This window comes from Xanthobacter sp. DMC47, from assembly GCF_056313845.1.
The window spans coordinates 422047-441085 of the sequence record NZ_JBQUZM010000001.1 but is presented as its reverse complement, the minus strand read 5'-3'; the positions used below and the strand labels follow the sequence as shown (position 1 = coordinate 441085).

The 19039-nt window shown below is 70.4% G+C and carries 17 protein-coding genes; 14 read left to right on the top strand and 3 right to left on the bottom strand.

The window, feature by feature from the left end; all coding sequences use genetic code 11:
- Positions 1-4: 4 nt before the first annotated feature.
- Entirely contained in the window at positions 5-2236 is a 2232-nt protein-coding gene (gene gspD / locus ACT54R_RS02105) for a type II secretion system secretin GspD (RefSeq protein ID WP_476322985.1), read from the bottom strand.
- A gap of 528 nt (positions 2237-2764) precedes the next feature.
- Here gspD and ACT54R_RS02100 point away from each other — a divergent pair.
- The 12 genes from ACT54R_RS02100 (at position 2765) to ACT54R_RS02045 (ending at position 12311) form a co-directional block, all read left to right on the top strand.
- A complete protein-coding gene (locus tag ACT54R_RS02100; RefSeq protein WP_476322982.1) occupies positions 2765-4435 on the top strand; it encodes a GspE/PulE family protein in 1671 nt (556 codons plus the stop codon).
- A gap of 4 nt (positions 4436-4439) precedes the next feature.
- Complete coding sequence (locus tag ACT54R_RS02095; protein ID WP_476322979.1) at positions 4440-5648, top strand: type II secretion system F family protein; 1209 nt, start codon at positions 4440-4442, stop codon at positions 5646-5648.
- A gap of 27 nt (positions 5649-5675) precedes the next feature.
- Complete coding sequence (gspG, locus tag ACT54R_RS02090) at positions 5676-6125, top strand: type II secretion system major pseudopilin GspG (protein ID WP_476322976.1); 450 nt, start codon at positions 5676-5678, stop codon at positions 6123-6125.
- Between the two features lie 15 nt (positions 6126-6140).
- Positions 6141-6614 carry a GspH/FimT family pseudopilin gene (locus ACT54R_RS02085; protein WP_476322973.1) on the top strand — a complete coding sequence of 158 codons (474 nt, stop codon included), beginning with the start codon at positions 6141-6143 and terminating at the stop codon, positions 6612-6614.
- Positions 6601-7002, top strand: coding sequence for a prepilin-type N-terminal cleavage/methylation domain-containing protein (locus tag ACT54R_RS02080; protein WP_476322970.1), 402 nt, complete (start codon positions 6601-6603; stop codon positions 7000-7002). The genes ACT54R_RS02085 and ACT54R_RS02080 overlap by 14 nt, the downstream gene beginning before the upstream one ends.
- On the top strand, positions 6999-7724 hold the full coding sequence (locus tag ACT54R_RS02075) for a PulJ/GspJ family protein (protein ID WP_476322967.1): 726 nt from the start codon (positions 6999-7001) through the stop codon (positions 7722-7724). Before ACT54R_RS02080 ends, ACT54R_RS02075 begins: the two co-directional genes overlap by 4 nt.
- Positions 7721-8701 carry a type II secretion system minor pseudopilin gene (locus tag ACT54R_RS02070; protein ID WP_476322964.1) on the top strand — a complete coding sequence of 327 codons (981 nt, stop codon included), beginning with the start codon at positions 7721-7723 and terminating at the stop codon, positions 8699-8701. The genes ACT54R_RS02075 and ACT54R_RS02070 overlap by 4 nt, the downstream gene beginning before the upstream one ends.
- Complete coding sequence (locus ACT54R_RS02065; protein WP_476322961.1) at positions 8698-9777, top strand: PilN domain-containing protein; 1080 nt, start codon at positions 8698-8700, stop codon at positions 9775-9777. The genes ACT54R_RS02070 and ACT54R_RS02065 overlap by 4 nt, the downstream gene beginning before the upstream one ends.
- A complete protein-coding gene (gene gspM, locus ACT54R_RS02060; protein ID WP_476322958.1) occupies positions 9774-10385 on the top strand; it encodes a type II secretion system protein GspM in 612 nt (203 codons plus the stop codon). The genes ACT54R_RS02065 and gspM overlap by 4 nt, the downstream gene beginning before the upstream one ends.
- Complete coding sequence (locus ACT54R_RS02055) at positions 10382-11068, top strand: hypothetical protein (RefSeq protein ID WP_476322956.1); 687 nt, start codon at positions 10382-10384, stop codon at positions 11066-11068. Before gspM ends, ACT54R_RS02055 begins: the two co-directional genes overlap by 4 nt.
- 113 nt (positions 11069-11181) lie before the next feature.
- Positions 11182-11802, top strand: coding sequence for a TIGR02466 family protein (locus tag ACT54R_RS02050; protein WP_029559015.1), 621 nt, complete (start codon positions 11182-11184; stop codon positions 11800-11802).
- A 26-nt stretch (positions 11803-11828) separates the two neighbouring features.
- Positions 11829-12311, top strand: coding sequence for a copper resistance CopC family protein (locus tag ACT54R_RS02045; RefSeq protein WP_476322953.1), 483 nt, complete (start codon positions 11829-11831; stop codon positions 12309-12311).
- Here ACT54R_RS02045 and ACT54R_RS02040 read toward each other — a convergent pair.
- Together ACT54R_RS02040 and ACT54R_RS02035 are read right to left on the bottom strand one after the other, a co-directional pair.
- Complete coding sequence (locus tag ACT54R_RS02040) at positions 12208-14847, bottom strand: fused MFS/spermidine synthase (RefSeq protein WP_476322950.1); 2640 nt, start codon at positions 14845-14847, stop codon at positions 12208-12210. The genes ACT54R_RS02045 and ACT54R_RS02040 overlap by 104 nt on opposite strands.
- A gap of 108 nt (positions 14848-14955) precedes the next feature.
- A complete protein-coding gene (locus ACT54R_RS02035; protein ID WP_476322947.1) occupies positions 14956-16890 on the bottom strand; it encodes a hypothetical protein in 1935 nt (644 codons plus the stop codon).
- A gap of 264 nt (positions 16891-17154) precedes the next feature.
- Here ACT54R_RS02035 and ACT54R_RS02030 point away from each other — a divergent pair, with 264 nt between their 5' ends.
- Positions 17155-18018 carry a peptidyl-prolyl cis-trans isomerase gene (locus ACT54R_RS02030; RefSeq protein ID WP_476322944.1) on the top strand — a complete coding sequence of 288 codons (864 nt, stop codon included), beginning with the start codon at positions 17155-17157 and terminating at the stop codon, positions 18016-18018.
- A gap of 11 nt (positions 18019-18029) precedes the next feature.
- Positions 18030-19019, top strand: coding sequence for a HupE/UreJ family protein (locus tag ACT54R_RS02025; RefSeq protein ID WP_476322941.1), 990 nt, complete (start codon positions 18030-18032; stop codon positions 19017-19019).
- Positions 19020-19039: the final 20 nt, after the last annotated feature.

The window sequence follows — 19039 nt, the reverse complement described above, 5'->3', positions numbered from 1 at the left end:
GGCCTCACCGGTTGATGAGCGGCTGGGGGCCGCCCGGCAGCACGCCCACCGAGCCCTTCAGCTTGGCGCGCAATTCCTCCGCCACCGTGTGGGCATCCATGTTGTCGCGGATGATCTGGGGGCGGATGAAGATGATCAGCTCGGTGCGCTTCACCGTGGTGTCCTTGTGGGCGAAGGCATCGCCCACGCCCGGGATCTGGTCCAGCACCGGCACGCCCTGGCGCACGCCGTCGCTGCGCTCGCTGATGAGGCCGGCGAGAAGCACGGTCTGCCCGCTGGTCACCGCGATGGTGCTCTTCACGCGGCGCTGGGAGACGGTGGGGGTGAGGGTCGAGCTGTCGGAGGAGGAGCCGTTGGTGGTCGGCTGCTTGGTGACGTTGCTGATCTCCTGCTCCACGTCGAGCCGGACCTGCCCGTTCACGTTCACCCGCGGCGTCACATGCAGGATGATGCCGGTGTTCTTGTACTCGATGGTGTTCACCACCGTGTTGGAGGAGGTGAGCACGGTGGCGCTGCCGGTGGAGACCGGCACCTCGTCGCCCACCTGAAGGGTCGCCTTCTGGTTGTCCACCACCACCACGGAGGGATTGGACAGCACCTTCACGTCGGTGACGGTGTGCAGGGCATCAAGGATGGCCTTGGGCTGGTTCTCGCGGCCGATCAAAAGGTTGAAGCCCGGCAGCACCCGGTTGATGGCCTGGTTGGTGATCTCGCTGGAGAGCGTGTTCACCGCCGAGCCGTTGTTGCGGCCGAGGCCCAGGTCCTTGCTGGTGAGGAAGAACTGCACGCCATAGGCGAGCTGGTCGTTGAGCGTGACCTCCGCCACCGTGGCCTCGATGGCCACCTGCAATTGCGGCTGGTCGAGCTGGAGCAGGGTGCGCTCGATGATCTTGTAGTTCTCCTGGCTCGCATAGATGAGCAGCGAGTTGTTCACCTGATCGGCGGTGATCCGGATGCCGGAGAGGATGGCGCCGCCGGCACCCGAGGGGCCGGAGCCCCCCTGCAGCTCGTTGTCGGTCTCGCCCCGGTTCACCGGCTGGGCATTCTGGCCGTTCTGGCCCTGGTTCTGCTGCGGCGTCTGGCCGAGGCGCTGCTGCACGGACATGGGCCCGTTCGAGCCGCCGCCGTTGGATGAGGCGGAGGTGCCGGAGCCCGGCGCGATCTGGTTGGAGGCCTGGTCCAGCCCCTGCGAGGAGGTGCCGTTGAACAATTCGTTCAGCACGCGCGCGGTCTGGCGGGCATCGCCGTAGCGCAGGCGGTAGACGCGCACGCCCACCGAGCTGTCGGAACGGTCGAGGCGCTCGATCCAGGTGGCGGCGGTGCGCAGCAGCTCCGGCTTCTTGGCCACCACCATCACGGAGTTCATCCGGTTGATGGCCTGGAACTTCACCAGCTTGTGGCTGAGCCCGCCCTCGCCGGAATCCAGCAGCGTCTCCAGCTCGGTGATGAGCGGTTCCGGCGCGCTGTTGCGCAGCGGGTAGATGCCCACGGACTGGCCACGCATCCAGTCGGCGTCGAAGGAGAGGGCGGTGTTGATGGCCGCCTGCCGCTCCTGCGCGGTGCCTTGGATGAGCAGGACGTTGCGGCCCGGATCGACCCGCACCATGCCGGCCCGGGTGGCGAAGCTGTCGATGACCGGCATTAGCGTCTCGGCCGAGACGTAGCGCAGCGGCACCACGGAGACGCCGTAGCCGGGCTCCGGCCGCGATGTGCCGACATCGGTGGCGCCGGAGCCGGCGGCCTCGGTGAGCGGCATCAGCTGGTAGCCGGAGGAATCCTTGACGAGGGCGATGCCGTTGGCGCGCAGGGCGCTCTCCAGCACGTAGGCGAGATCGGTGCGGGCGACGGGGCGCGCCGAGGACAGGCTGATGGTGCCCTGGACCCTCGGATCGATGATGACATTGGCGCCGAGGATATCGGTGAGCACCACCTTGGCGACGGTGGTCACCGGCGTGTTCTCGAAGTTGAGATCGTATCCGCCATCAGCTCCGCGTTGTGCGGTGCCGGCCGCGCCGACCGCCGCCGGGTCGGCCACCGGCTGCGCGCCGGGGGTGGCGAAATATTCAATCGGCTGACGATTGTCGGACGGCTGTTGCGGCTGGGCCACAGGCTGCATGGGTTTCGGCGACAGGTCGATGTTGCGGACCTGGTCGAATGTGCTCTGGGGCTTGGTGTCGTCCATGATGCCCGAGCAGCCGGACAGGACCGCGGCGAAGAGGATCGCGCACGTCAACACGAGAGTGCCCGGTCGTGGGCTCGACCGGCCGCGCCAATCCTCAATCACGCATCACCTGATACTTCCGAACGCAAGAGCCGAAACGCAGAGCCGAAACGCAGGGCGAAACAGAGGACCCGCCCGCCCCCCGGGGTCGCCCAGATACCTTTGCGCGCTTCTCCATAGCGACGGCATGTGACGGATGTATAAGGGTTGACGATGGCTCCTGCCAAGCTGCCGTTAGCTGGCTACGACTGATTCGGCCTGAACGCGGAATGTCGTGCGGATGTCACGGACATGACGCGCGAACGTCATGTCGGCCGGGAATACCAAGCCGGCCGCTGCGGGATCCACCGGTGCGCGGCCAGCTTCGGCCCCGAGCCGGTGAAGCGGGCCGCCACTGTCTGGCCGGCCCATTGCAGCGAAATGCTTTCCACTGGCAACCTTCGCCGGTATCTGTTCCATGCTAGGACGGTCACGGTCCAGCTGTCGAATGATGCCGCTGGATTGCGCTGCTGGATTTGAACGCTGGCTTTCGGGGGCGCGGGCATGAGCGGGGAGGGCGGCGATTTCCTGAGCTTCCTCGCCGCGAGCGGGTTGGCGCATCCCGCCGGGGGCGGAACTGCGGGCACGCTCGTGCGCCCGCTGCGTCAGGTCTGGGAGGCGAGCGAGCTGACCGCCGGCGATTTCGCCGACGCCGTCGCCGGCTTCTATCGCCTGCCGCGCATCGCCTTGCCGGAGCTGATGGCGGCGCCGTCCCTCGTGTCCCACTTCACCCCGCGCTTCCTGCGCGAGATGACGGTGCTGCCCTTCCGCGCGGCGGACGGAACGGCCTGCCTCGCCGTGGGCGATCCCACGGACGAGACGGTGGTGCGGGCGGCGGAGATCGTGCTGGGGAGCAAGGTGACGCTGGCCGTCGCCTCCTTCGAGGACATCGCCACCGCCTTGGCCGAACGGCTCGGCGCCGACGAGGCGGCCGCCCGGGAGGCGGCCGGCCCCGCCACGGCGCGGGCCGAGGACGACATCGACAGCCTGCGCGACCTCGCCTCGGGCGCGCCGGTGGTGCGGGCGGTGAACGACCTGTTCGACAAGGCCATGGAGCTGCGCGCCAGCGACATCCATATCGGCCCCTTCCGCACCGGCCTCGAGGTGCGCCTGCGCATCGACGGCATGTTGCGCCCCATCCATGCGCTGGCCGACGTGCTGCCGCAGGCGGTCATCTCCCGCATCAAGATCCTCGCCGGCCTCGACATCGCCGAGCGCCGCCTGCCGCAGGACGGCGCCGCGCGCCTGAAGCTCGGGCGGGACGAGATCGACGTGCGCGTCGCCATCATGCCCACCCAGCATGGGGAGAGCGCCGTCATCCGCCTGCTGGCGCGCGACCGGGGCGTGCTGACCGTGGACAAGCTGGGTCTCGCCCCGCACGACCGCGAGACGCTGATGAAGCTGCTCGCGCTGCCGCACGGCATGGTGGTTGTCACCGGCCCCACCGGCTCGGGCAAGACGACCACGCTCGCCACCATCCTCTCGGTGCTGAACGAGCCCACCCGCAAGATCCTCACCATCGAGGACCCGGTGGAGTACGAGATCCGCGGCGTGTTCCAGTCGCAGGTGCGGCCGCAGATCGGCCTCACCTTCGCGGCGGCGCTGCGCTCCTTCCTGCGCCAGGACCCGGACGTCATCATGGTGGGCGAGGTGCGCGACCCGGAGACGGCGCACATCGCCGTCCACGCCGCGCTCACCGGCCATCTGGTGCTCACCACGCTCCACACCGACACCGCCGCCGCCTCGGTGCCGCGCCTGCTCGACCTCGGCGTGGAGGGCTTCCTGCTGAAGTCCACCTTGCGCGCGGTGATCGCCCAGCGCCTCGTCCGCCAGCTGTGCGAGCGCTGCAAGCGGCCGCATACCCTTTCGGTGACGGATGTGCGGGACGATCCGCGCTATGCCGCCCTCGGCCTCAAGGCGGGCGAGACCGTGTACGAGCCGGTGGGCTGCGAGCGCTGCGGCGGGGCGGGTTATCGCGGGCGTATCGGCGTGTTCGAGGTGCTCACCCTCTCGGACGAGATCCGCGAGATGATCGACCGCCACGCCGGCGCCGCCGCCCTCGACCGTGCCGCCATCGCCGGCGGCATGACCACCATGCTCGACGATGGCGTCGCCAAGTGCCGCGCCGGTCTCACCTCGGCCGCCGAGGTGCTGCGCGTGACCACGGTGCGCTGAGCCCATGGCCACCTTCTCCTACCGGGCGCTGACCCAGGCCGGACAGATGGTGAGCGGCGAGATCGCCGCGCCGACGGAGGCCGAGGTGCGCCGCCGCATCGAATTCCTTGGCCTCGTGCCGGTGGAGACGACGCCGCTGAAGGAGAAGAAGGAAAGCGCCTTCGGCTTCACCTTCGGCGCGCCCAAGGCGGAGGACGTGACCCTCTTCACCCGCGACCTCGCCTTGCTGCTGCGTGCCGGCGCGCGGCTCGACGAGGCGCTGGAACTGCTCACCGGCGACACCGATCTCGGCCGCATGCGCACCGTCGCCCGCAAGATCCGCGCGGATGTGCTGGCCGGCGAGAGCCTCGCGGAGGCGCTGGCGTCCCATCCCAGGTTGTTCCCGCCGGTCTATGTGGCGCTGGTGAAGGTGGGCGAAGCCTCGGGCACCGTGGACCGGATGCTGGAGCTGGTCGCCGCCGAACGGCAGCGAGCCGAGGAGCTGCGCCGCAAGGTGGTGTCCGCGCTGCAATATCCCGCCTTCGTGCTGGTGGCGGCGGGCGGTGTGCTCGTCTTCTTCCTCATGTTCGTGATGCCGCAATTCTCGTCGGTTCTGCGCGACATGGGGGCGAAGCTCGATCCCATGGTGCAGGTGCTGCTGGACCTGTCGGACGGATTGCAGGCCCACGCCGCCGCCGTGGGCATCGCGGCGGTGGTTCTGCCGGCCCTCTCCTTCCTCGCGCTGCGACGCAAGGAGGTGCGCGGGGCGGTGACGGGCACGCTGGCGAAGCTGCCGCTGGTGCGCACGGTGCTGTTGTTCCGCCGCTCGGCCGTGTTCTGCCGCAACCTCTCCATTCTGCTCGGCAACGGCGTGACGCTCACCGCCGCGCTGCGCATCATCGTGGACGTGATGGCGGCGGGGGAGGAAGCTTCCGTCTGGGCCAAGGCGGCGGACCGGGTGCGCCATGGCGGGCGGCTGTCGGACGCCTTCGCCGAGGGCGACGTGCTGCCGCCCATGGCCATCCGCATGCTGCGCCTCGGCGAGGAGACCGGCCAATTGGCCCTTCTCTCCGGCCGCATCGCCGATTTCTACGAGGAAAAGCTCCAGCGCGCCCTCGCGAGGGTGGTCGCGGTCATCGGGCCTGCGGCCATCGTCACCATTTCGGTGGTGGTGGGCGGGCTCATCGTCTCGGTCATGACCGCGTTGCTGTCGGTCAGCCAAAGCATCGGGTGACGAAACGTGAATCAAGGTCCAGCCCCCATGATGGCCAATGCCCCGTCCCGCTCCCGCCGCCGGAAGACCGAGGGCGGCTACACGCTGGTGGAACTGCTGGTGGTCATCACCATCATCGGCCTCATCGTCGCCCTGGTGGGGCCGCGGGTGCTCGGCTATCTCGGCGACAGCAAGGTGAAGACGGCGAAGATCCAGATCCAGGGCTTCTCCAGCGCCCTCGACCTCTTCTATCTGGACGCCGGCCGCTATCCCTCGTCCTCGGAGGGGCTGAACGCGCTGGTGCAGCGGCCGGGCAACGTCTCCACCTGGAACGGGCCGTACCTCAAGGGCGGCACCGTCCCGGTCGATCCCTGGGGCAAGGCCTACATCTATCGCGCGCCCGGCCAGCACGGGCCGTTCGACATCGTCTCCCTCGGCTCCGACGGGCAGGAGGGCGGCACCGGCAATGCCGCCGACATCACGAGCTGGGCGCGCTGAGGCGGGACCGGGGCGATGGCACTCAGGGCGCACAGGAATGATCGCGAGGCGGGGTTCACCCTGCTGGAGATCGTCTGCGCCCTCGCCATCGTCGCCGCGCTCGCGACCCTCGCGCTGCCGCGCCTCGCGCCGGGCACCTCGCGGGCGAAGCTTGAATCCCTCGCGGTCGAGGCCGCCGCGCTGCTGAAGGCCGACCGCGCCGCCGCCATCCGTCGGGGTGTCCCGGTCGCGACGGCGGTCGATGCCGCCGGCCGACGCATCACCTCCGGCTCGGCTGCCCGCGTAGTGCGCGTGCCCGGCGACGTGCAAATGGACACGGTGCTGCCCGCGACCTGCGACGGCCGGCCGGCGCGCGGCTCGGTGGCGTTCTTCCCCTCCGGCCTTTCCTGCGGCGGCGTGGTGGCCATGCTCAAGGGCGGGGCGGGCTACGAGGTGCGGGTGAACTGGCTCACCGGCGGCGTCGAGATTGTCCCCCGTGGCCGTTCCTGATCCGCGCGCCCGGCGCGGCACGGCCGGTTTCACCCTCATCGAGGTGCTGGTGGCGCTGGCGGTGGTCGCGGCCTCCCTCGGGGCCATCGCCATGGTGGCGGGCACCAGCCTGCGCGGCACCCGGGCGCTGGAGCGGCGGGTAGTGCTGCTGGAAACCGCCCGCGCTGTGGAGACCGGCATTCCCAGCCGCGATCTTCTCCAGCCCGGCCGCACCGAAGGCGAGATCGCCGGCCACCGCTGGCAGATGGACATACAGCCGCTCCAGCTCGCCGGCCTGCCGGACAACGCCCCCTGGACACCGTTCGACATCCGCATCCGCGTGCGCGGCCCCGGCGGCGAGATGGTGGCGCTGGAGACGGTGCGCCTCGTGCGGAGCCGGCCGCAATGAGCGCCCTCGCGTCGTCGCGCCGCCGCAGCGCCGGCTTCAGCCTCATCGAGATCCTGGTGGCGATGACGCTCACCGGGCTGGTGCTCGCGGCCATCGCCATGGTCACGGCGAAATGGCTGCCCGCCTGGCAGCGCGGGCTCGGGCGGGTGCAGCAGAGCGAACTCGTCGCCCTCGCCCTCGATCGCATGGCGGCGGACCTCGCGGCCGCCGCCTTCCTGCCCGCCGTGCGGGGCGGCGCCAAGCCGCTGTTCGACGGGACGGCGGATCGTGTGATCTTCGTGCGCGAGGTGCTGGCCCCCGGCGCGTCGCGGGGACTGGAGATCGTCGAGCTGGTGCCGGTACCGGACGGGCGCGGCCCCGCCATGGTCCGCCGCACCGCGCCTTATGCGCCGCAGGCGGACGGGGCGCTGCCGCCCTTCGGCGCCCCGGTGCGCCTGCTGCGCCCGCCGGTCAGCGTCTCCTTCTCCTATGCCGGACGCGACGGCGTGTGGCACGACGCATGGCGTGGCGAGGAGGAACTGCCGCGTGCGGTGCGCATGGTGGTGCGCGAGGGCGGGCGGGCCACCGCCGCGTCCACCGCCGTCACCATTCGCTCCGATGTGCCCGCCTTCTGCGCCGCCGATGTCACCAAGCCAATCTGCGGATCGTCCGTCGGTTTCGGCGGACCACGCGCCAAAGCCGTCTCGGGTGCCGGGGCGAATGGCGGGGGGGCCGCGCAATGACGGGCGCCCGCCGCACGCGCCTCCCGAGCGCGGGGGATCGCGGCTTCATCCTCGTGACCGTGCTGTGGATCCTCGCCGCGCTCGCCGCTTTCACGGCGGTCTATGCGGTCTATGTGTCCGATACGGCGTCCGCCTCCGCGGTGCGGACGGACACGCTGCGCGCGGACGGTCTCGTGGTCGCCGCGGTGGAACTGGCGGCGCTGCGCCTTCTCTCCGTGCCGGCGTCCGAGCGGCCCAGCAGCGGCGAGGTGCGGTTCCGCATGGGCGAGGCGAACGTCTCCGCCCGCTTCGCCGACGAGGCTGCCCGCATCGATCTCAACGCCGCGGCGCCCGCCGTGCTCGCCGGCCTGTTCCAGGTGCTGGGCGTGCCGGAACAGCCGGCCAAGACTTACGCCGCCAGCATCGCCGCCTGGCGGAGCCCGGCCCGGGGTTCAGGCAGCGCCGGCCCGGGCGGCGCGGCTACGGGCGGCAAGACGTCCGCCCTGGGCGACGACGAGACGACGAAAGGGCAAGGTGCCTTCGCCCATGCGGCGGAACTGGTCCGGGTGCCAGGCCTGCCGGCCGATGTGGTCGCCGCGGCGCTGCCCTATCTCACGGTCTATGCGGGTCGGCGGGAGATCAATCCGGAGGCGGCGGGGCCGGTGGTGCGCGCGGCGCTGGCGAAGGCGGGGCAGGGGATGGACGATATCGACACGGCCACGTTTGCGACCTCCGGCGACGAAAAGACTGGCGGGGAAGGGACCGCCATCGCGGGCGCCTCCGGCCTCAGCACGGTGGCCGGCGACACGGCGCGCGTGACGGTCCGCATCACCTTCGACAACGGCCGCAGGCAGGGGGCGGAAGCGGTGATCCTGATGCGTGACTTCGGCGTCGATCCCTATCGCGTGCTCCTCTGGCGCGATCTGTCTTGGCGGGAGCTTGCCGACCTCGATGCGGCTCCGGCGCCGCGGCGAAAGACAACGGGAGGACGGCCATGAGCCTGGTTCCGGGCGCGCCCGAAGCCTCGCTGGTGACGCGCTTCATCGATGGCTTCTCGGCCTTCATCGATCTGACGGCGACGGCCCTGACCACCGCTTTGGCCGCCGGCCGGGCCCGGCTCGGCCGGATGCGCGCCGTGCGCATAGAGGAAGGGGAGGATGGAGCCTTCCACCTGCCCGGCGCCCCTCCTTTCTCCGCCCCAGGTGCGGAATCGCCCTTCGTGCCGCCCGAGGTCGTGGCCATGCTGGAGGGCCGGGAGGTGGAGCTGGCGCTCGACCCCGCCCGCTTCCTGTTCCGCCCGCTCGACCTGCCGGCGGGGGCGAGGCCCTATCTCGACGGCATCGTCCGGGCGCAGATCGACCGCCTCACGCCCTGGAGCGCGGCGGAGGCTGCCTTCGGCTGGACGGCGCCCGAGCCCCTCGGCGACGGCCGCATCCGCGTGATGGTCGCCGCCACTCCGCGCGCGCGTCTCGCCCCCGCCCTCGACGCGCTCAAGGGGCTGGGCGTGGGCCATCTGCTGCTGACGACGCGGCAGGGCACGGGAGAGCCCATCACCGTTCACACCGGGGCCGCCGGGGAAGATGCCGGCACGGCGCGCCTGAAGCAGGTCCTGCTCGGTATTCTCGCGGCTGCGGCGCTTGCGGCGACGCTGGCCTCCGGCGTTTCCGGCTTTCTCGGCGGCAGCCTCGACGAGGAGCAGCAGACGCTGGACCAGGCCATCGCGGCCCGCCGCCGTGCCATCGCCGCCGCCCGGGACGGGCAGGGCGCCGAGGGCGCCGCCCTGCGCGGTCTGGAGCAGGCGAAGCGGGAGCGGGCCTCTCCGGTTCTTGTGCTGGAGGCGCTCTCCCAAGTGCTGCCCGACCACACCTATCTGACCGCTCTGACCATCCAGAACGGCAAGGTGGAACTGAGCGGCGTCTCGCGGGAGGCGCCCTCCCTCGTGCGGCTGCTGGAGGAGTCCAGGCACTTCTCCGCCGCCACCTTCGTCGCCCCCACCACCCGCCAGCCGGGGGATGCCGGCGAGCGCTTCCAGATCCAGGCCGACATCACTTTGCCGTTCGAGGTGACCCAGTGACCGCACCCGCTCCCGCCCGTTCCCGGCGCACGCTGGCGCTCGCGGCGCTGGGCTATGGCGCGCTGGTCGCGGTGCTGCTGGCCGTCGCGTTCGGCGAGGTGGCGGACGTACTCGCCAAGCGCGCGGCGGTGGCCGAGGCGCAGGACCTGCTCGACCGGCTGGAGGGGCGCCGGCCGCCGCGGCCCGGCGCAGCGGGCGCTGAGGAGCGCGGCTCACCCTTCCTCGAAGGCGCGACGGTGACGGTGGCCGGCGCGGCGCTGGCCGAGCGCGTCGCCGCCGCGGCCGATGCTGCGGGCGGGCATCTCGTCTCCTCCAGCGTCGAGCTGGGGGCGTCGCCGCTCGGGCCGGGCTTCGTGGCGGTGGCGGCCACCATCGATATCGGGCAGGAAGATCTGCAGAACCTGCTATATGATATCGAAGGCGGCCAGCCCTTCCTGTTCGTCGACCCGCTTGTGGTCCAGGCGCAGGGGCAGGGCGCCGCTCTGGGGCAACCGGACGCAGAAGGTGCCGAGGGACGGATGCAGGGGGATGGCGCGGAAGCACGGGGGCAGGAAGGCCGCATCCAGGTGGTGCTGACCGTCCATGGCCGCTGGCGGGGGGCACGATGATCGCCCGCGCTCAGATTCCCGCGCGCCCTTTGCCCGCGCGCCGTTTCAGCCGTCTCCCCCTCGTCGTGGCGGGCCTGATCGCCGGCATCGCGGCGGCCTCGGCCGAGGCGGAGGCCCCCGCGCCGCAGGTGGACTTCCTTGTCCCCGGCCAGCCTTCCACCCGCGCGGCGACCGCTCCGGCCGACCGCGAGCGGGGAAATCCCCTGTGGGCCATCCCCATCGAAAGCCTTTCGGCGACGCGGGATCGCCCCCTCTTCACTCCCTCTCGCCGCCCGCCCGAGCAGCCGGTCGCGCTCGCACCCCCGCCGCCACCCGCCGCGCCCCCAGCGGCCGTCGCCGCCCGGCCGGTTCTGGCGCTGATGGGCACGGTGGTGAGCACCGCGGGCAGCATCGGCATCTTCACCGATCTGGCGAGCGGACAGATCGTGCGCCTCAAGGTCGGCGATGCGCATGGCGGCTGGACCCTGCGCAGCGTCGGCCCGCGCGACGTGGTGATGCACGGCGGCGCCGATACGGTGACTCTCGCCCTGCCTGCGCCCGGCAAGGGCGGCCCCCAGCCGCCGCGCGGGTCCGAAGGTCCGTTCGCTGCCGCGCAGGTGGGCAATGCCAAGCCGGTGGCCGGGCAGGTGGTGGTGCCGCGCCGCACCAAGCCCTCGCCGGCGGATCTGGATTCCAGCCACTGAGTGCGACGCCGGCGTTCATCGTCCGGACGTGATCGTGGGGTCGTCATCGTCAGGTCACGGCCCATGGGGAAAGTGCGCCGTCTTCCCGTCTCGCGCACATCGGCCGGCCTGTCGTGACCCAGCTCATTGGACTTTTCCCCACCCCCGTGATGCGTGTCGAAGGCCTCATCGGCCCCGCCGACGTTGAGGCGCTCGCAGCTGAGGTGGCGGACCGCACCTCGCTTACCAATGCCTATTCGGACCTCCTCTCCCACACGCCGGTGGCGGGCGACCAGTCCGACACCCTGCTGTCGCGGCTGGGCGCGCTGGTGCTGCCCAAGGTGGCGGAGTTCGGCGAGGTGCTGTTCGGCGAGGCGCTGAGCTGGCAGATCAAGGAAATCTGGGTGAACGTGCTGGAGCCGGGCGGGCACCAGGCCATCCACACCCACGCCAACAGCTTCATCTCGGGCGTCGTCTACCTGACGGAGGCCCACCCCTCTGCCAACATCGTCTTCCACAAGGCCATCGGCGGCAGCGGCTTCATCTTCGGCAACACCAATCCCGGCGCGCGCATCAACGCCTTCAACGGCGGCAAGTTCGCCATGCCGCAGACCGGCGCGGGCGACCTCGTGATGTTCCCGAGCTACCTGCTGCACGAGGTGCCGGTGAACAAAGGCGGGCGGCGCATCTCGGTGGCGTTCAACGCCATCCCCGACCGGCTCGATAATTTCGGCTACGCCATCCACTTCTCGTGAACGCAAGCTTTTTCAGGGAGAGGCCCATGCGCCTTCACGCGGCAATCGCGCTGCTCTTCTTCGCAAGCCTTGCGGCGACCGGGGCGCAGGCGCAGTGCGCGTTCGACCAGTCGGTACCCAACGCCAACGATGTTCTCATCGAGACGCAGCCGGAAGTCACCATCGACTTCACCGACGAGTTCCGCCTCGACGACGTGCGCGTGGTGAGCCTCGACGACAAGGCCGAGTGGCCGACCGACTGGGCCCGCCCCTCCGAGGAAGTGCGGCAGACCGCGTTCCGCATGACCAGGCCCTTGCCGCCCGGCAAGTATCTGGTGGAATGGAACGGCTATCTGCGCCGCCACCACCATGCGGACGGGGGCTCCATTGCCTTCACCGTGGCGAAGCCCGGCGAGATCCCGCCCGCTACGCCGGCGGTAGCTGAGCCAAAAGCCGCCGCGCGTCGGGCCGGCTCGGGTTCGCCCTATCCAATGCTTCTAGGAGCCGCCGGGCGCCCGAAGGATCAGTGACGGCGAGCTGCCGCGCCATGGCGAGCACGGGCGCGTAGGCGGCATCGAAATCCGGACTGATGCGCACCAGCTCGACGAGCTGCGGCGCCAGCGAGCCGATGACGTCTCGCGGCCCCTTCGCCGCAAGCGCCCGGGCGCCCATTCCGATATAGCCGTCGCGCGCGGTCCAGTAGGCGGCAAGGCGCCCCTGCGTGGTGGGATCAACGCCCGCCAGCAGCGTCTGCGGCGCGGGATGAAGGGCTGCGAGAAGTGCCACCAGCCGGTCCGCCGGCCGCTCGCTCGCCGCATAGGCGGTGCTGGGGGCGGAGGCTGTCACCACCGGCCGGTCGTCGGTGTTGGCGGGGGCATCGCCGGCGAAGCGGGCCAACTCCGCCGGGCCGCCGAGGTGGAGGCCGAAGAGGGCCATGCTGCCATCGAGACCCACGGCTGTGAGCCGTTCCGCGAGCGCCCGGTCGCGCACCCGGCGCTCCACCCAGTCGGACGGGTAGCTGGCCGGGGTCCGGCGGCCCACCAGCGCCACGAGGGGCGTTTCCACGCTGAACTGCGCCAGCCACGCCGTGGTGTCCGGAAACACGTCGAGGAAGGTGCGCACGATCACCTTCAGCGTCGCGATGTCGAGCTGGTGCAGGGGCAGCCACTGGCAGAACAGGCCGTCCGGCGCGAGACGGTCGCGGATGGCGGCGAAATGCTCGCGGGCATAGAGCGCGCCAGAGCCGTCCACCGAGGGGTGGTAGAGGTCGGCGACGATCACATCGTAGGGCGCGGTGCCGGCGCGCACGAAGCGGCGGGCATCAGCCACATGGATGCGGATGTCCGGGTTTCCGGCGAGGCGGGGCGGCGTGCGCTCGAAATAGGGGAAGCTCTCCACCACCTCGGGCACCAGCTCCACGCCCTCCACCTTGAGGTCCGGATGATCGCCGGCGGCCGAGACGGTGGCGCCGGTGCCGAGGCCGAGGAACAGCGCGCTGCGCGGATTGGGATGCAGCAGCAGAGGGATGTGCGCCTGCCGGTGATCCGAGCGCATGGAGGCGCTGCCGCCCATGCGGAAGTGGTTGTTCACCTGCAAATGCCGGTCGCCGGCGGCATTGCGCACCACGCTCACCGCCGCCATCACGCCGTCGCGGTGCCATTCCAGCGCGCCGCCGTCCGGCACCTGCACGAATCGCAGGGAGATCGGCGCGAGCACCAGCGCCAGCGTCGCCGCGAGGGTCAGCCCGCCGCCGGCCAGCGCCGCGCGGCTGCGGAGCGGCAGGGCCAGCACATAGGCGGCGGCGAGGAGCGCGAAGGCATATTTGGCGCCCATCAGCGGCAGCAGGACGGGGCCGAACAGCATGGGCGCCAGCGCCGCGCCGAGCGTATTGGCCGCAAGCCCCGGCCCGACGCCGCCGAGCCGGTCCGACGCGCGCTGGGCGAGGGCTGTGAAGAGGGCTCCCATGGCCATGGTGGGCGGCAGGAAGGCAACGGCGGCGAGGGCGAGTTCGGCCGAGAGGCGGCCCGCGACCGTCACCGGCAGGGCCGCCTTGAGGGCCGCGAGAATCTGCCCCGAGGCGCCGAGCAGCGCCGCGCCGGCAAGGCAGGCGAGGGCGGTGATCGTCACGAGGAGGCCGACCACGCCGTCACCCTGCGCGCTGCGCCGGGACCGCCAGCGCGCATAAAGCGCTGCTCCGATGGCCGTGCCGGCGAGGTAGCAGGCGAGCAGGACGGCGAAGGTGTAGATGGTGTTTTCCAGAATCTGGCTCAGCACCCGCACCGTCAGCACCTCGTAGCCGATGCCGAGGAGGCCGGTGAGAAACAGGGGTGCCAGCACGGGGAGCGCGGCCGAGTCGGTCTGGGGCGGGCGAACCGGCAGCGGTGCCGAGGCCGAATCGCGGGCCACGGCCAGCATGGCCGCCGCGCACACCGCGTTCAGCATGGCGCACAGCACCAGCGTGGCGTTGAGTCCGAGGGCGGGGATGATGAGGAAGGCCGTGGCCAGCGTGCCCGCCACCGCGCCGAAGGTGTTGGCGGCATAGACGTGCCCGACCGCCGCCCCGGAGGCCAAACGCGGCGCGAGCACCGCTTCCAGCGCCGGCAAGGTGGCGCCCATGGCCAGCGTCGCCGGCAGCAGCAGCAGGAAGGGCAGGGCGAACGCCACGGACCACTGGCGCAGCGCGGAGGCATCCACCGGCACCAGCGTGGGCACGAGATCGCCGAACAGCGGCGCCGCCACGATGAGAACAAGCGCCCAGGCGCCGATCACCAGTTCGAGGCCGGCATACCAGGTGGCCGGGCGTCCGCTCGCGGCGATGGCGCGGCCCAGCAGCAGGCTGCCCAGCGCGAGGCCGCCGAACAGCGCGGAGATGACCCCCAGCACCGCCACCAGCTCATGGCCGAGGCTGACCGCGAGCATGCGGGTCCAGGCGATCTCATAACCGAGGCCGGCAAAGCCCGAGAGGGTCGCCACCAGCGCGATGGCGATGCCGGTGCGCGCGTTTCGGCCGAGCGTCAGCTCTTGCGAGGCGGCGGAGCCGGACTGCGAAGCCTGAACCTGGGACATGAACGAAACCGATCCCTGAAAGCGAAAGAAGCCGGAGGCCCGAAGGCCCCCGGCATCCGAAGGTCTCGCGCCGGCCGTGGCCGGCGCCTGTCTTCCGTCGTCAGCCGCTCACTTGGCGAGGGAGACCGCGAGCTTCTCGTTGGTCTCGACGAGGAGTTCCGGCTGGTCGGAGACGCGGATGAAGATGGGGTTCGTGTAGAACCACAGGTCCGACCACGCGGCCACGTCGTAGCTGGAGATCTTCTGGCCGTCGCGCACCACCATGTGGGAGGGGCAGGCGGCGTCGTTGCAGGGCACGAACGGGCCCTGGGCGGCGTTTTCCGGATCCCAGTCGTTGAGCGGGTTGCCCTGGGCGTCCGTCTCGGCCGGCACCGAGGCCGGCAGGTTCGAGCCACGCACGCGGACGTACATGTTGTTCTGCACGTTCGGGATGGTGACGGTCATGGTGCGCTTGGTGCCGCGCGCCTTCCAGGTGGTGGGGCCGAAGGTGGCGATGATCGCCGCCGAGGCGTTGGTGCCGGCGGTGTAGTTGGCGCTGCCGGGCGCGACCACGCCGGTCACGTCACCCTTGATGAACTGCACCTGGCGGAGCGTCGGCTTGTTGAGCGGCTCCTGGATGCCGATCTGGGCCAGCGACGGGTTGTTGAAGGTGTAGGGCGAGTAGTTCGGTTCGGTCGGCACATTGACCTCGAGGGTCAGCGTCACCGACTTGCCGCGCTTCACGACCAGCGTGTCGCCCATGCCCGCCTTGGCGCCGAGACCGGCCTTGGCGCTGTAGGTCAGCTCGCCGGTGATGAGGTCGCCCTGCACCGAGTAGACGTTACCCGAACGCACACCGTCGACCACCACCTGCGGGCGCAGGGTGACGGACTTCTTGGGGCGCGGGATGTAGAGCTTCTGGAACTCGCCCGGATAGAAGTCGTTGGTGGTGCTCTTCTCATAGATGGAGAAGGCGCCGCGGTTGTGCCAGTCGGAGCTGGCGAAGAAGAACCAGTTGCGGCCTTCGCCCAGCAGCGCGTCCCACACGCCGCCGATCTTGGCGGCATAGACACCCGTGCCGCCGAAGGTGGTCACGCCCACCGAGTCGCAGCCATTGCCGCAGAAGCCGGCGCGGTATTCGCCGCGGTTGTTCGACGCCTGGTGGCCCGGCTGGCTCTCGAAGCCCACCGCGACGGTCGGACCCGCGTTGTTGAAGTCGCGGAAGTGCTCGATGTTGAAGCCGTTGTTGCCGTTCGGATTGAACACGCCGGCGCGCTCAACGTGCGCGGGCACGTAGTAGCTGTCGAGGGGATAGTACTTCTGCAGCCACTGGACGGACGGAACCGCCTTGGCGTCGTGGTTCTTCTGGCCCGAGCCGGAACCCGAGGCGTTGGCCACCTTGCCGGTCCAGTTGTGGGTGGGCGCACCGAGGCTGAAATCGGTGTCCGAACGGTCGAAGCGGTATTCGAACTCGGCCACGGCGCTCGCGTTGCCGGTGTCCTTGTCCTTGTTCTTGTTGCCGAACAGGCCCTTCTTCTCGATGGCGTTCTGCGGCTTCTGGTTGCCGATCACCGCCATGGAGGTGTGCTCGTGGCCGGGCACGTTGGTCTCGATGCCCGCGTAGAGCATCGGCACGCCGGTTTCCTTGGCGAGGCGGACGAGCTCGGGGAAGATGATCTCTTCCGCGCTCTGCCAGCGCCACATGGAGCGGTGGCCCTGCGAGGTGGCGGTGTCGCCCTTGATGACCAGGCCCTGGACCTGATCGAAGAAGCGGCCCTTGCCGGTGGTGGAGCCGTCACCTTCCGGATCGTCCACGCGGCAGTCGCGGGGGCTGGAGCCGCCGTGGTCGGCCGCGCCGAGCCATTCCAGGCCGTAGCTCTGGACCGCCTTCTTCACCATGGTCTCGACCGACGAGCGGCCATCCGAGCACGGCGTGTGATTGTGGAAGTCGCCGGCCATGTAGCTGTCGGCGAACGCCTGCGACGGCATAAACGCCGCTCCGCCGGCAACAGCGAGGACCGACGCCCCCGCGATGAGCTGCTGTGTCAGCACCCCGCCCTTCATGCTCCAACCCCTGATTTTCCCACGGACGCCAGTCCGCCCGTAAGGGCCTCCTAGCGGCGTTCTGTGACCGCGTGCTGAAGGTTCTGTGACGCCGGGGAAGATGAGCCGGGCAACCTTGCGAGACCGTCCGGACCCTGCGTCGGCCGCGGCGCTGTCATCAAGCCGACACTGGTCCCCCGTTAGGGGAAGCGCCGCCAGCGGTAGCGGACGCACGAGGTGGCGGGGATGCGTGTTTTTCGCATTCCTGTGGGCGGGGGACGAGTCTTGACGTCATCGGGTTTGAATACGGGCGCGGAAGCGCCGGCCGGCACCAAGAGCAAGAGCCTCATCCGGAGGCTCGTGGGCGAGCCGCTGCTCCAGTTCATGGTGCTGGGCGCCATGATCTTCGCGGCCCATGCGGCGGTGACGCCGGCGGTGCCGAAGGAAAAGCTCATCGAGGTCACCCCCGAGGTGCGCCAGAGCATCGTCGATGCCTTCAAGTCCACCCACGAGGGCCGCGAGCCGGGGCCGGACGAATATCGCAAGCTGGTGGACGTCTGGATCCTGAACGAGATCACCTTCCGCGAGGCGCTGGCGCAGGGCCTCGACAAGGGCGACGAGATGATCCGCGACCGCATCGTCCACAAGATGCGCCTGCTCATCTTCAACGGCGTGGAGGTCAAGGAGCCGACCCGCGCCGAGCTCGAAGCCTGGTATGAGAAGCGCCGGGCGCAGTATGACGTGCCCGAGACCATCAGCTTCATCTCCGTCCCCTTAACCGGCCCCAACGCCGAGGCGGACGCCCGCGCGACGCTGGAGCAGATTCTGGCCGGCACGGAATCCGAGGATACGCAGAACCGCGCCCTCATCTTCGGCGAGCGCCCGCGCAAGTCGCTGGAGCCGTCCTTCGGCACGCCCTTCGTCGAGACGCTCGTGACGCTGCCGCAGGGCGAGTGGCGGGTGGTCCAGTCGAAGGATGGCTGGAACGTGGTTCGCCTCGATGCCTATGCGCCCGGCCATCCCACCGATCTCGACGAGGTGTCCGCCCAGGTCGCCCTGGCCTGGAAGGATGAGCGCCGCCGCATCCTCGGCATCGCCGCGACCAAGGACCTCGGCAACGCCTACGTCATCCGGCGTGGCGAGCCATGATCGACCGCGCGATGACGACACAAGTCGCGAAAACGTCCGCGCGCCGCGCCCTCCGGTCCGGCCTGCTCGCGGTGCTGGCGCTGTTCTGCGCGTTCCTGCTGCCCTCGCTGGCGGCGCGGGCGCATGAGGCGACCATGGCGGTCATCACCCTGCGCGAGATCGCGCCGGGCCGCTTCATCGGCCAGTGGACCATGCCGCCGGTGGACGTGACCCTGCAGCCCATCTTTCCGGCCCATTGCGAATGGAACCCGCCCGAGCTGGTCTGCGGCGAGCGCGGGCTCACCGGCCGCCTCAGCTTCATGGGCCTCGGCAGCAAGCAGTCGGTGGCCACCATTCGCGTGGTGCCGCGCGAGGGACCGACGGTCGCCTACACCGTGAGCGCCGCCAAGCCCACCATGATGGTGGCGAGCGAGCCGGGCACCAATCTCGCTGTCTGGGCGGATCTCGCGGACACCTATGTGAATCTCGGCATCGACCACATCCTGCGCGGCATCGACCACCTCCTGTTCGTGCTCGGCCTGATCTGGATCGTGAAGGGCGGCTGGCGGCTTGTGAAGACCATCACAGCCTTCACGGTCGGCCATTCCATTTCGCTCGCCGCCGCCACCTTCGGCTGGGTCGGCGTGCCGGAGCGGCCGCTCAATGCCGCCATCGCTTTGTCCATCGTCTTCGTGGGCGTCGAGATCGTGAAGATGCAACGGGGCGAGCCGGGGCTGACCGCGCGCTATCCCTGGGTCGTCGCCTTCGCCTTCGGCCTCCTGCACGGCCTCGGCTTCGCCACGGCGCTCACCGCGCTCGGCATCCCGCAAGCGACGCTGCCCATCGCGCTCCTGTTCTTCAATGTGGGCGTGGAGATCGGCCAGCTGATGTTCGTCATGGCGGTGCTCGCCCTCATGTGGGCGCACCGGCAGGCGCAGGCGCTGCTGCCGCGCTGGGGCGCGGCCATCCCTGCCTATGTCATCGGCTCCGTCGCCTCGTTCTGGTTCCTCACCCGCATCTGAGCCCTACCGGGCGCGCACCT